This is a genomic window from Cupriavidus sp. 01L45 (genome assembly GCF_056399885.1).
In genome coordinates this window covers 1-13,171 of the sequence record NZ_JBFTSG010000072.1, presented here as the reverse complement: position 1 = coordinate 13,171, position 13,171 = coordinate 1, and the positions used below count along the sequence as shown (strand labels likewise).

General features: G+C 64.9%; 7 protein-coding genes and 1 pseudogene. 1 reads left to right on the top strand and 7 read right to left on the bottom strand.

The window, feature by feature from the left end:
• Positions 1-34 precede the first annotated feature (34 nt).
• From AC1DT6_RS35425 to aspA, 6 genes are all read right to left on the bottom strand, one after another.
• Complete coding sequence (locus tag AC1DT6_RS35425) at positions 35-2,332, bottom strand: NADP-dependent malic enzyme (protein WP_441633457.1); 2,298 nt, start codon at positions 2,330-2,332, stop codon at positions 35-37.
• Between the two features lie 114 nt (positions 2,333-2,446).
• On the bottom strand, positions 2,447-4,189 hold the full coding sequence (gene lpdA, locus AC1DT6_RS35420; protein ID WP_441633455.1) for a dihydrolipoyl dehydrogenase: 1,743 nt from the start codon (positions 4,187-4,189) through the stop codon (positions 2,447-2,449).
• 13 nt (positions 4,190-4,202) lie between these two features.
• The gene (locus tag AC1DT6_RS35415; RefSeq protein ID WP_441633453.1) at positions 4,203-5,771 is read right to left on the bottom strand and encodes a dihydrolipoyllysine-residue acetyltransferase; all 1,569 of its coding nucleotides are present in this window, start codon (positions 5,769-5,771) and stop codon (positions 4,203-4,205) included.
• Positions 5,772-5,791: 20 nt separating this feature from the next.
• Positions 5,792-8,479 carry a pyruvate dehydrogenase (acetyl-transferring), homodimeric type gene (aceE, locus tag AC1DT6_RS35410; RefSeq protein ID WP_441633451.1) on the bottom strand — a complete coding sequence of 896 codons (2,688 nt, stop codon included), beginning with the start codon at positions 8,477-8,479 and terminating at the stop codon, positions 5,792-5,794.
• Between the two features lie 202 nt (positions 8,480-8,681).
• Positions 8,682-10,010 (bottom strand): dicarboxylate/amino acid:cation symporter, encoded by a 1,329-nt coding sequence (locus AC1DT6_RS35405; protein ID WP_441633449.1) that lies wholly within the window; start codon positions 10,008-10,010, stop codon positions 8,682-8,684.
• A 102-nt stretch (positions 10,011-10,112) separates the two neighbouring features.
• On the bottom strand, positions 10,113-11,540 hold the full coding sequence (gene aspA, locus AC1DT6_RS35400) for an aspartate ammonia-lyase (protein ID WP_441633447.1): 1,428 nt from the start codon (positions 11,538-11,540) through the stop codon (positions 10,113-10,115).
• Positions 11,541-11,855: 315 nt separating this feature from the next.
• Between aspA and AC1DT6_RS35395 the strand changes: the two genes are divergently transcribed.
• Complete coding sequence (locus tag AC1DT6_RS35395; RefSeq protein ID WP_441633492.1) at positions 11,856-12,812, top strand: LysR substrate-binding domain-containing protein; 957 nt, start codon at positions 11,856-11,858, stop codon at positions 12,810-12,812.
• A gap of 59 nt (positions 12,813-12,871) precedes the next feature.
• Here the strand turns inward: AC1DT6_RS35395 and AC1DT6_RS35390 are convergent.
• Positions 12,872-13,171, bottom strand: a pseudogene (locus AC1DT6_RS35390) (L-asparaginase); the annotation flags it as partial.

The following is a 13,171-nucleotide window of genomic DNA, read 5'->3' as shown; positions in this document are numbered from 1 at the left end:
TTTTTGGTTCGCGATCGCTGTCGGCGTTCAGATGCTAGATCCCTGCCGCCTGCGCCGTGGCGCGCTGGGAGCCGGCATCGACCGTCGCCACCGCCGTCATGTTGACGATGCGGCGAACGGTCGAGGATGAGGTCAGGATGTGCACGGGGCGCGCGGCGCCAAGCAGAATGCCGCCAACCGTGATGCCGCCGCCCGCCGCGATGCGCATCAGGTTGTAGGAGATATTGGCGGCGTCGACGTTGGGCATCACCAGCACGTTGGCTTCCGTGACCAGGCCGGAGTCGGGGAACTCTTGGTCCAGGATGGGCTTGGACAGCGCCGCATCGCCGCGCATCTCGCCTTCCATGGCCAGCGACGGGGCGCGCGATTTCGCCAGCGCCAGCGCCTCGCGCATCTTCACCGCGGCCGGGGCGGTGGAGCCGCCGAAGTTGGAGTGCGAGAGCAAGGCCACGCTCGGCGTGATGCCGAAGCGGCGGACGGCTTCGGCGGCCAGCAGCGCGATGTCGGCGATCTGTTGCGCCGTCGGGTCGAGGTTCACGTGCGTGTCGCAAATGAACAGCTGGCGGCCGGGCAGCATCAACATCTGCATGGCGGCAAGCGTCTCGCTGCCGGGCTTCAGCCCGATCGTGTCCCGCACATAAGCCAGGTGGTCCTGGAAACGGCCCACGGTGCCGCACAGCATCGCGTCGGCCTGGCCTTGCCGAACCAGCATGGCGCCCAGCAGCGTACCGCGGCTGCGCACCTCCGCCTGTGCCAGCGCGCGCGAGACGCCGTCGCGGCGGCTAATCTGATAGTACGCCTCGGCAGCGTCGCGGTAGACGGCAGGATCGAGCGGATCGATGCATTCGCAATCCTCGCCCGGTTGCAAGCGCAGGCCGAATTGCGCGATGAGCTGGACAATCACGTCGGGACGGCCCACCAGCATCGGGCGCGCGATGCCCTCGTCGATGACCACCTGCGCGGCGCGCAGCACGCGCTCGTCCTCGCCTTCCGCGTAAATCACCCGCTTCGGCGCGCGCTTGGCGGCGGCGAATACCGGCTGCATGGCGCTGCGCGACTGGTAGACGAACTGGCCGAGCCGCTGGCGATACGCCTCCATGTCCGCGATCGGGCGCGTGGCCACGCCGCTGTCCATTGCCGCCTGGGCGACGGCGGGCGCGACGGCTTCGATCAGGCGAGGGTCGAACGGCTTGGGAATCAGGTATTCGGCACCGAAGCGCAGGCCGACCGCGCCGTACGCCTGGGCCACCACCTCCGGAATCTCCGCATGGGCGAGTTCGGCAATGGCGCGCACGGCGGCCAGCTTCATCTCTTCATTGATGGTGGTGGCCCCGACGTCCAGTGCCCCGCGGAAGATGAACGGGAAACAGAGGACATTGTTGACCTGGTTCGGATAATCCGAGCGCCCGGTGCCAAGGATGGCATCGGGGCGCACGGCCAGCGCATCCTCCGGCGCGATCTCTGGCGTCGGGTTGGCCATGGCCAGGATGATCGGGTCGCGCGCCATGGTCTTGACCATCTCTGGCTTGAGCACGCCACCGGCCGACAGGCCGAGAAAGATGTCCGCGCCGCCGATGATGTCGGCCAGCGTGCGCGCGGAAGTGTCCTGCGCATAACGCGCCTTGTTCGGGTCCATCTGCTCCTTGCGGCCGAGATAGACCACGCCGTTGCTGTCGGAGACGAACACATTGCCCATGGGCAGGCCCAGGCTCACGATCAGGTCCAGGCAGGCGAGGGCGGCCGCGCCTGCGCCCGACGCTACCAGCTTGACCTCGCTGATATCCTTGCCGACATGCTTCAGCGCGTTGAGGATGGCGGCGGCGGCCACGATGGCGGTACCGTGCTGATCGTCATGGAAGACCGGGATCTTCATGCGCTCTCTCAGCTTCTTCTCGATATAGAAGCACTCGGGCGCCTTGATGTCCTCGAGGTTGATGCCGCCGAAGGTCGGCTCCATGCGGGCGATGGTTTCGATCAGCGCATCGGGGTCGTCTTCCGCCAGCTCGATGTCGAAGACATCGATGCCCGCGAACTTCTTGAACAGGCAACCTTTGCCCTCCATCACCGGCTTGCCGGCCAGCGGGCCGATGTTGCCCAGACCCAGCACCGCGGTGCCGTTGGTAATCACCGCGACGAGGTTGGCGCGCGACGTGAGGTTCATCGCCTCGGCCGGATCGCGCACGATCTCCATGCAGGCGTCGGCGACGCCGGGCGAGTAGGCCAGAGCGAGATCGCGCTGTGTGGCCATCGCCTTGGTGGGCGTCACGGAGATCTTGCCGGGCGTGGGATAGCGGTGGTAGTCGAGTGCGGCTTCGCGAAGGTTGTCGGTCATGGTTGTCTCTGTGGCTCGGTCGGGGCGCCGGAACGGCGGCAGACGTTCGTGCAATCTCTTGTGTGTGGCGGCACGACGCAAAGCGCTGCGTCGTGTGCCCGTGTCAATTTCCTTTTATTTCTTCTTCACCGGCGGCAGGTCGGTGCAATGGCCCTCAAACACCTCGGCGGCCATCCCGATCGATTCACCCAGCGTCGGGTGCGGGTGGATCGTCTTGCCGATATCGGCGGGCTCGCAGCCCATCTCCACGGCCAGGCAGATCTCGCTGATCAGGTCGCCCGCATGGGTGCCGACGATGCCACCGCCGATCACGCGATTCGTGGTGCTGTCGACGAGCAGCTTGGTGAAGCCCTCGTCGCGTCCGTTGGCAATGGCGCGCCCGGAGGCGGCCCACGGGAACACCGCCTTGCCGAACTGGATCCCTTCGGCCTTGCATTGCTCTTCGGTCTTGCCGGCCCAGGCCACTTCGGGGTCGGTGTAGGCAACCGACGGGATCTGGCGCGCGTCAAAGAAGGCGGGCTCGCCGTGCGCCGCCTCCGCCGCCACGTGCGCTTCGTGTACGGCTTTGTGCGCCAGCATCGGCTGGCCGACGATGTCGCCGATGGCGTGAATGTGCGAGACGTTGGTCCGCATCTGCTTGTCGACTTCGATGTAGCCACGCTCGGTGACGGCCACCCCGGCCTTCTCCGCGGCAATGGACTTGCCGTTGGGGCTGCGGCCCACGGCGACCAGCACCACGTCGTATACCTGCGGCGCGGGCGCCTCCTTACCCTCGAAGCTGACTTCGATGCCTGCCGGCGTGGCCTTGGCGCCAACCGTCTTGGTCTTCAGCATGACGTGGTCGAAGCGGTGAGCGTTTTTCTTCTCCCAGACCTTGACCAGGTCGCGGTCGGCACCCTGCATCAGGCCATCGAGCATTTCCACGACATCGATGCGGGTGCCCAGCGTGGAATACACCGTAGCCATTTCCAGGCCGATGATGCCGCCGCCCACCACCAGCATGCGCTTCGGGATCGACTTCAGCTGCAGCGCCCCGGTGGAGTCGACGACGCGTTCGTCGTCGGGCATGAACGGCAGCTTCACCGCCTGGCTGCCCGCAGCGATGATGGCCTTTGCAAACTTGACGACGCGCTTTGCGCCATCGGCTGCCACGACTTCGAGGTGATGTGGGTCGAGGAAGCTGCCCACGCCGGTGACCACCTCGACCTTGCGTGCCTTGGCCATGCCGGCCAGGCCGCCCGTGAGCTTCTTGATAACGCTGTCCTTGAACGCGCGCAACTTGTCCAGGTCGACCTCGGGCGCACCGTACTTGATGCCGTGGTCGGGCAGATGCGCAACCTCATCCATCACCGAGGCTGTGTGCAGCAGCGCCTTGGAGGGAATACAGCCGACGTTGAGACAGACGCCACCGAGCGTCTCGTAGCGCTCGACCAGCACCGTTTTCAAGCCCAGGTCGGCGCTGCGAAACGCGGCCGAGTAGCCACCGGGGCCGGCGCCTAGCACCAGCATCTCGCATTCCAGGTCTGCCGTGCCGCTATAGCTCGCGGCGTTAGGCACCGGCACGGAGGGCGCAGCCTTCGGCGGTGCGGCAGTCGGCGCCGCGCCGGCCGCCACACCCGTGGCCTCTACTATCAGGATCACCGAGCCTTCGCTGACCTTGTCGTTGACCTTGACCAGGATCTCTTTCACCACGCCGGCATGCGAGGAGGGGATCTCCATCGATGCCTTGTCGGATTCGACGGCAATCAGGCTGGTGTCCACGGCGATGGTCTCGCCGGGCCGGACCATGACCTCGATCACCGTGACGTCCTTGAACTCGCCGATATCCGGCACCTTGACTTCGACACGTTGGGTCATTGCAGCGCGCCCCTCAGAACAGCACACGCCGCAGATCGGCGAGCAGGTTGGCAAAATAGACGTTGAAGCGGGCAGCCGCGGCCCCGTCGATGACGCGGTGGTCCCATGACAACGACAGCGGCAGGGTCAGGCGCGAGGCCCAGTTCTTGCCATCGCCGGAGTGCTGCTTCCAGAAGCTCTTGCAGACACCCATGATGGCAACCTCGGGTGCGTTGATGATGGGCGTGAAGTTGATCCCGCCGATGCCGCCGAGCGAGCTGATCGTGAAGGTGCCGCCCGACATCTGGTCGGGCTTGAGCTTGCCTTCCCGCGCCAGCTTGGCCAGTTCGCCCATCTCCCGCGCGATGTCGGGGATGGACTTCTTGTCGACGTCGCGGATCACCGGCACCATCAGGCCGTTGGGCGTGTCGGCGGCAAAGCCGATGTGGTAGTACTGCTTGAGCACCAGGGTGTCGCCGTCCAGACTCGCGTTGAATTCCGGGAATTTCCTGAGCGTGGCCACCGCTGCCTTCATCATGAAAGGCAGCATGCTGATCTTGATGCCGCTCTTTTCCAGCTCCTTGTTCATCTGCACGCGGAACTGCTCGAGATCGGTGATATCCGCCTCGTCATGCGTGGTGACGTGCGGGATCACGACCCAGTTGCGGTGCAGGTTGGCGCCGGAAATCTTCTTGATGCGGCTAAGTTCCCTCCGCTCGACCGGGCCGAACCTGGCAAAGTCCACCTTGGGCCACGGCAGCAGGTCCAGGCCCGCGCCGCCACCAGCGGGCGCGGCGGCAGGCCTGGCGGCGGGCGTTATGGCGCCTCCCGAGCGGGCGAACGCCTCGACATCGGCTCGCAGGATGCGGCCATGCTCGCCACTGCCGCGCACCTTGCCCAGGCCCACGCCGGTCTCCCGGGCGAGCTTGCGCACCGCCGGTCCGGCGTAGGCGAGCGCGAAAGCGGGTTCGTCCACGCCACTCGAAGCTGGCGTAATGGGCGCAGGCGTCGCCGCGAGGACCGGAGCCGGCGCCGCGGATGCCACCGCCGGTGCGTCGCCGGTAGCCAGTGCCATGATGATGCTGCCTTCGCTGACGGTGTCGCCCACCTTGACGTGGATCTCCCTGACCACGCCGCCCAGCGGAGCCGGCACGTCCATGGTGGCCTTGTCGGACTCCAGCGACACCAGCGGATCCTCCGCCTTCACCGTGTCGCCGACCTTGACGAAGACTTCGATCACCGGCACATCCTTGTAGTCGCCGATGTCGGGGATGCGCACTTCGGCCAGCCCCGCAGGCGCGCTGAGCGGCGAGGGCGGCGCGCTTACGCTGGGCTTGGCGGTGCCGGCCGGCACCGCCAAGCCCATGCCCTCGAACTGCATCAGCAGGCTGCCCTCGCTGACGGCATCGCCCAGCTTGACGTGGATCTGCCTGACCACGCCGCCTTGCGGGGCCGGCACGTCCATGGTGGCCTTGTCGGATTCCAGCGAAACGAGCGGGTCCTCGGGCTTGACCAGGTCGCCCACCTTGACGAACAACTCGATCACCGGCACGTCCTTGAAATCGCCGATGTCGGGCACCTTGATATCAATGGCTTGGTTCATAGTCTTCAATCCTTGGCGTGTCAGACCGTCCACGGCGCTGCGCGCTCGGTGTCCACCGCATACTTGGCAATGGCCTCGGCCACCACCGCCGGCTTGATCGCGCCGTCATCGCTCAGCGCCTTGAGCGCGGCGATGGCAACGTGGTAGCGGTCGACCTCGAAGAAGCTGCGCAGCCTGGCGCGGTAGTCGCTGCGGCCAAAGCCGTCGGTACCCAGCACGACGTAGCGCCGTCCCGCGGCCTGCACGTATTCGCGTACCTGGTCGGCGTAGTTGCGCATGTAGTCGGTGGAGGCGATCACCGGGCCTTCATGGCCTTCCAGGCTGGACTCGACCCAGCTCTTGCGCCGGGGCTCGGTGGGGTGCAGCAGGTTCCAGCGCTCGGCGGCCATGCCGTCGCGGCGCAGCTCGTTGTAGCTGGTGGCGCTCCAGATGTCGGCGGTGACGTTGAAGTCCGCCTTCAGCAGCTCGGCGGCGGCGATGACCTCGCGCAGGATGGTGCCGCAGCCCATGAGCTGCACGCGCAGCCCGCCCTTGCCGGCCTTGCCGCCGTCCTTGAGCTTGTAGAGGCCCTTGAGGATGCCGGCCTCCGCGCCTTCGCCCGCGTCCGCGAGGCCGGGGTGCGGGTAGTTCTCGTTCATCAGGGTGATGTAGTAGTACACATCCTCCTGGTCCTGGTACATCCGGCGCATGCCGTCGCGCACGATGGTCACCACCTCGTAGGCGAAGGTGGGATCGTAGGAAACGCAGTTTGGGATGGTGCCGGCGATGATGTGGCTGTGGCCGTCCTCGTGCTGCAGGCCTTCCCCGTTGAGCGTGGTGCGCCCGGCGGTGCCGCCGAGCAGGAAGCCGCGTGCTCGGATGTCGCCCGCCAGCCAGGCCAGGTCGCCGACCCGCTGGAGCCCGAACATCGAGTAGTAGATGTAGAACGGGATCATCGGCACGTTGCTCGTGCTGTACGAAGTCGCAGCAACAATCCAGCTCGACATCGCGCCGCCCTCGTTGATCCCCTCCTGCAGCACCTGGCCGTCCTTGGACTCCCGGTAGTACATGAGCTGATCGGCGTCCTGCGGCTTGTAGAGCTGCCCGACCGATGAGTAGATGCCTAGCTGGCGGAACATGCCCTCCATGCCGAAGGTGCGCGATTCGTCGGGCACGATGGGCACCACATGCTTGCCGATGGCCTTGTCGCGCACCAGGGTCCCCAGCATCTGCACGAAGGCCATGGTGGTGGAGATCTCGCGCTCGCCGGTGCTGTCGAGCAGGCGCTGGAACGTGGACAGCGGCGGAATTTCCAGCGCATGCGACTTGCTGCGGCGGGCCGGCAGGTAGCCGCCCAGCGCCGCGCGCCGCGCGCGCAGGTACTGCATCTCGGGGCTGTCCTCGGGCGGCTTGATAAAGGGGATGTCGGCCAGTTGCGCGTCGCTGACCGGAATCTGGAAGCGGTCGCGGAAACCGCGCAACGCGTCCTGGGTCATCTTCTTGGCCTGGTGGGCGATCATCTGGCCTTCGCCGGATTCGCCCATGCCATAGCCCTTGACCGTCTTGGCCAGGATCAGCGTGGGCTCCCCGGTGTGCTTCACGGCGGCAGCGTAAGCCGCGAACACCTTCTCGGGATCATGGCCGCCGCGCGTCAGGCCCCAGATCTCGTCGTCGCTCATGTCGGCGACCAGCGCCTTGAGTTCTTCGTACTTGCCGAAGAAGTGCTCGCGTACATAAGCGCCGCTCTTGCTCTTGAAATCCTGGTATTCGCCGTCGACGCATTCCTCCATGCGCTTTAGCAGCAGGCCGCTCTTGTCCCTGGCAAGCAGCTTGTCCCAGCCGCCGCCCCAGACCACCTTGATCACGTTCCAGCCGGCGCCGCGGAAGACGGATTCCAGTTCCTGGATGATCTTGCCGTTGCCGCGCACCGGGCCGTCCAGCCGCTGCAGGTTGCAGTTGATGACGAAGATCAGATTGTCGAGCCGCTCGCGGCCGGCCAGCGAGATTGCGCCCAGGGATTCGGGCTCGTCCATCTCGCCGTCGCCCATGAAGGCCCAGACCTTGCGCGCCGAGGTGTCCGCCAGCCCTCGGCCTTGCAGGTACTTGAGGAAACGCGCCTGGTAGATCGACATCAGTGGGCCCAGCCCCATCGACACGGTGGGGAACTGCCAGAAGTCCGGCATCAGCCAGGGGTGGGGGTAGGAGGAAAGCCCGGTGCCGCCGGTTTCCTGCCGGTACCCGAGCAACTGCTGCTCCGTGAGCCGGCCTTCGACAAAGGCGCGCGCGTAGATGCCCGGTGCGCTGTGGCCCTGGATGTACAGCAGGTCACCGCCGTGCTGGTCGGTGGGCGCGTGCCAGAAGTGGCCGAAACCGATGTCGTAGAGCGTCGCCGCCGACTGGAAGCTCGCGATGTGGCCACCGAGTTCCGACGACTCCTTGTTGGCGCGCAGGATGATGGCCATCGCGTTCCAGCGGATGATCGAGCGCAGGCGATGCTCGATGGCGCGGTCGCCGGTCGATTGCGCTTCGTCCTTGGGGGCGATGGTGTTCCGGTAGCCCGTGGTCAGCGAGCGCGGCACATAGAGGCCGTCGCGCCGCGCTTCATCGACCAGCGCATTGACCAGTTGGTTGGCCCGCTCGGTGCCGCGATGCTGCGTGACCGCCTGCAGGGACTCCAGCCATTCGGCGGTCTCGACAGGATCGAGATCGCCCGCTTCTCGTGCGCTCATATTGTCTCCACGTGTTTTGTTTTGAGGTGCGTCAGATGATGCTGCGGCAGAGGGATATAGCAATCGCCGTGCCATTGCCGGGATGGCCGCGGACGGATCGCAAGTCGTTGATTAAACGGGAAACTGTTTGTGCCGGCCGGGCGGCCCGGTTGTGATTCCATATTGCGGCGCCTGGATCGTTATGAGATTTCATGTGAGGGCATCAGGGATTACCCCAGTCTGCGCGGGGGCCAGTTGCTCCGGGCTGCCGCGCGGGTGCTTCGGCGATGTCTTCGGTGTCTTCGGTGTCCGGCAACTGCGTCGGGCTCAGTTCGCCTTCCCATTTGGCGACCACTGCCGTGGCGATGCTGTTGCCGATGACGTTGGTCGCGGTCCGGCCCATGTCGAGGAACTGGTCGATGCCCAGGATCAGCAGCAGGCCGGCTTCGGGCAGGTTGAACATCGGCAGGGTGGCCGCCACCACCACGATGGAGGCGCGGGGCACGCCGGCGATGCCCTTGCTGGTGACCATCAGGACCAGCAACATGGTGATCTGCTGCGTCAGGCTGAGTTCGATGTTGTAGGCCTGCGCGATGAACAACGCGGCGAAGGCCTGGTACATCATCGAGCCATCGAGGTTGAACGAGTAGCCCAGCGGCAGCACGAAGCCGGTCACCTTGTCGGGGACGCCGAACTTCTCCATCTGCTCCATGGTCTTCGGATAGGCGGCCTCGCTGCTGGCGGTGGAGAAGGCGAGGATGGTCGGCTCGCGGATCAGCTTGAGCAGGGTGAAGACCCGCCCGCCGAGGAACAGGTAGCCCGCGCCCGTCAGCACCAGCCACAGTACAACCAGTCCCAGGTAGAAACCGCCGATAAACTTGCCGTAGGTGAACAGCACGCCAATACCCTGTACGGTAATGGCGGCGGCGACGGCGGCAAAGACGCCGAGCGGCGCAAAGCGCATCACGAAGTCCGTGACGCGCAGCATGATCGCCACCAGTTCCTCGATCGACGCGACCAGGTGATGCCCCACCTTGCCCTTGAACGATGCAATGGCGAAGCCGAAGAACAGCGAGAACACCAGGATCTGCAGGATCTCGTTCTGCGCCATGGCTTCGAACACGCTCTTGGGAAACACGTGCGTAATGAAGTCCTTCAGGTTCAGCGACGAAGTCTTGAGATTGGTGGCGGTGCCGATCTCCGGCAATGGCAGGTTCAGCGCATGGCCGGGCTGCAGCAGGTTCACAAAGAGCATGCCGAGCAGCAGCGAGATCAGCGATGCGGTGATGAACCAGCCCAAAGCCTTGATGCCGATGCGGCCCACCGCGCTCGCGTCCTTCATGCCGGCGATGCCCGCCACCAGCGTGCCGAATACCAGCGGCGCGATGATCATCTTGATCATGCGCAGGAAGATGTCGGTGACGATCGAAAAGTAGCCGGCAATCTCTTTCGCCATCCCCGCATTGGGCGCGAGGGTGTTGCAGAGATAGCCGGTCCCGATGCCCAGGACCATGGCGACCATGATCTGGGTGGTTAACTTGTTGGCTTTCATGTTGCGGTGTCTCCGGGGATTGCGGCAGATCGTTGTCTGGCCGTCGATTTGCGGGGCGGGGGCCCGCTGCTTCTTGCGGCGCTGGGGACGCCGTGACTCAGTTCACCGGGCGCGCGGCGCCAGGCTCAGCGGAGTGGGCTGCGTCAGCACTTCCGGCCGCAGGATCTGGTCGAGTTCCTCCCTGGACAGCAGCCCCTTTTGCAGCACGATCTCGTACACGCTGCCGCCGGTGGCGTGGGCCTCTTGCGCTACCGCCGTGGCGTTGGCGTAGCCGATATACGGGTTCAGGGCGGTGACGATGCCGATGGAGTTTTCCACCGTGGCGCGCAGGCGTTCCTCGTTGGCGGTGATGCCATTGACGCAACGCTCGGCCAGTGTCAGGCAGCCATTGCGCAGATGGCTGACGCTCTTGAACAGGCTGTGCGCAATGATCGGCTCGAAGGCATTCAGTTGCAGTTGCCCGGCTTCGGCGGCGAAGCTGACGGTGATGTCGTTGCCGATGACCTCGAATGCGATCTGGTTGACCACCTCGGGGATCACGGGATTCACCTTGCCGGGCATGATGCTCGATCCGGCCTGCATGGGCGGCAGGTTGATCTCGCCCAGGCCGGCGCGCGGGCCGCTGGAGAGCAGGCGCAGGTCGTTGCAGGTCTTGGAGAGCTTGACCGCCACGCGCTTGAGGACGCCCGACAACTGCACGAAGGCGCCGCAGTCCTGCGTGGCCTCGATCAGGTTCGGCGCGGTCATCAGCGGAATGCCGGTGATCTCCTTCAGGCGCTTCAGGATCAGCGGTGCATAGTCCGGGTGCGCGGTAATGCCGGTGCCGATCGCAGTGGCGCCCATATTGATCTCGCAGATCAGCAGCGCCGCTTCGCGCAGCCGCTGCTCGTCCTCGCCGAGCATCACGGCATAGGTGCTGAACTCCTGCCCCAGCGTCATCGGCACGGCATCCTGCAACTGGGTGCGGCCCATCTTCAGCACATGCTTGAATTCCTCGGCCTTGCGCTCGAACGCCCGCCGCAACACCGACATGGCGTCCACCAGCCCGAGGATGCCGAACCAGGTTGCGACCTTGAGGGCCGTCGGGTAGACGTCGTTGGTGCTCTGGCCGATATTGACCTGCTCGTTCGGATGCAGGTACTGGTATTCGCCTTTTTTGTGGCCCAGCAGCTCCAGCGCGCGGTTGGCGATCACCTCGTTCGCGTTCATGTTCGTCGAGGTGCCGGCACCGCCCTGGATCACGTCGACGACGAATTGGTCGTGCAACTTGCCGCCGAGCAACTCCGCGCAGGCCTTGACGATGGCATCGCAACGGGTTTCATCGAGCAGGCCGAGTTCATGGTTTGCCAATGCGGCTGCTTGCTTGATATAAGCCAGGGCCTTGATCAGATCCGGATAGATAGAGATGGGAGTGCCCGTGATCGGAAAATTTTCCACTGCACGCAGCGTGTGCACACCGTAATAGACATCGGCCGGGACTTCGCGATCGCCCAGCAGGTCATGTTCGGTTCTAAAAGATCCATTCGTCATCGGTGTGCTCCTCGCAGGTTTTGATGAATGAGAGGAGTGCAAGCTTATGGAAGCCACCGGCGCGTTGCGACCTTGATGCGAATTTGTCATGACGCGCATTGAGATATGCATGCCGGCGATGCTGCGCCATTAGCGGTGCCTGCTGGTTCTACGAGACAACCCGGATGCACGTGGAGGGATGTTGCAAATTTGGAATACGGCGCCGCGAAATTTGCATCACGGTATCGGGGTTCCACCAATTATTCCGTGATCGCCTTGCCGTATGATGTGACTCAGACCTTTCGCCTTCCACCCCGATGCCGAGTAGATTCCATCATGGAAACCAAGTGGCTTGAAGACTTCCTGTGCTTGGCGGAAACGCGGAGCTTTTCACGCGCGGCAGGCGACCGCCATATCACCCAGTCAGCGTTCAGCCGCCGCATCATGGCGCTTGAAGAGTGGCTGGGTGTCAGCCTGGTCGATCGCAGCGTGCATCCGGCAACCTTGACGACCGCCGGCTGGCTGTTCCGCCGCCTGGCGGCCGACCTGCTGCGTGACGCCTATGCGGCACGCGCACTGCTGAGCAGCCGGCAGCCCCTTGCCGAGAGCGACAAGGTCATCCGGTTTTCGGTGGCGCACACGCTGGTGTTCACTTTTTTTCCGGCCTGGCTCAAGTACCTGCACCGCAGTTTCGGGGCGCTGAGTGCCTGCGTGCATGCAGTGAATGTGCCCGAAGGCGTCCAGCAACTGGTCGACGACGATTGCGACATCCTGCTGGGCTACCACCATCAGCAGTTGCCGATCCTGCTGGACCCTAACGGCTTCCCGTTCCTGAAGCTGGGCGTTGAGCGCATCCAGCCGTACTCGGCGCCGGATAAGGACGGGCAGCCGATTTTCCGCCTGCCCGGCACGAGCGCCAGACCGTTGCCGTTCATGGCCTATTCATCCGGTGCCTTCCTGGGCAATGTGGTGGAGATGATCCTGCTCAATTCACCGGAGCCTTACGGGCTGCAACGGTGCTTCGAGACGCACATGTCGGAGGCCTTGAAGGCCATGGTCGTGGCCGGGCATGGCGTCGGCTGGTTGCCGGAGAGCTGCGTCAGCGACGAGGTGAGAGAGGGGCGGCTGGTGCTGGCCGGCCCGGGGGCGTGGTCGACGAGCCTGGATATCCGGCTGTATCGTTCGGCGACCAATCCGAAGCCCCTGGTCGATGAACTTTGGGCCTTTATCAGCCATGTACCGGACGCGCAAGCGATGGGACGCCTGGCGGAATCGAGCGACTGCGGCTTGTAGGGCAGGATGGGAAAGGGCCAGGCACGACACCGTCGTACCCGGCCCCGTCCGCGCTCAACTCAATACTTCCACAGGATCTTCTGCAGTTCCTGGGTGTCGTTGGTCTTGGTCAGCGCCAACGCCATCAGGATGCGCGCCTTCTGCGGCAGTTGGTCGTCGGTCACCAGCCAGTTGTACTTGTCGTCCGGCTGCTCGGCGTTGCGGATCACGGCGCCGCTGCCGGTGCGCGAGGCGCGCACGATCTGCACGCCCTTGGCGCGTGCCGCCTTGAGCGGCTCGACCATGTAGTCGCCCACGCTGCCGTTGCCGGTGGCGGCATAGACGATGGCCTTGGCACCGTTCTTCACGGCGGCATCCAC

Coding starts and splice junctions, on each gene's coding strand:
- aceE (WP_441633451.1), bottom strand. CDS start 8,479: ATGAGCGCACGAGAAGCGGGCGATCTCGATCCTGTCGAGACCGCCGAA.
- aspA (WP_441633447.1), bottom strand. CDS start 11,540: ATGACGAATGGATCTTTTAGAACCGAACATGACCTGCTGGGCGATCGC.
- AC1DT6_RS35415 (WP_441633453.1), bottom strand. CDS start 5,771: ATGAACCAAGCCATTGATATCAAGGTGCCCGACATCGGCGATTTCAAG.
- AC1DT6_RS35405 (WP_441633449.1), bottom strand. CDS start 10,010: ATGAAAGCCAACAAGTTAACCACCCAGATCATGGTCGCCATGGTCCTG.
- lpdA (WP_441633455.1), bottom strand. CDS start 4,189: ATGACCCAACGTGTCGAAGTCAAGGTGCCGGATATCGGCGAGTTCAAG.
- AC1DT6_RS35425 (WP_441633457.1), bottom strand. CDS start 2,332: ATGACCGACAACCTTCGCGAAGCCGCACTCGACTACCACCGCTATCCC.
- AC1DT6_RS35395 (WP_441633492.1), top strand. CDS start 11,856: ATGGAAACCAAGTGGCTTGAAGACTTCCTGTGCTTGGCGGAAACGCGG.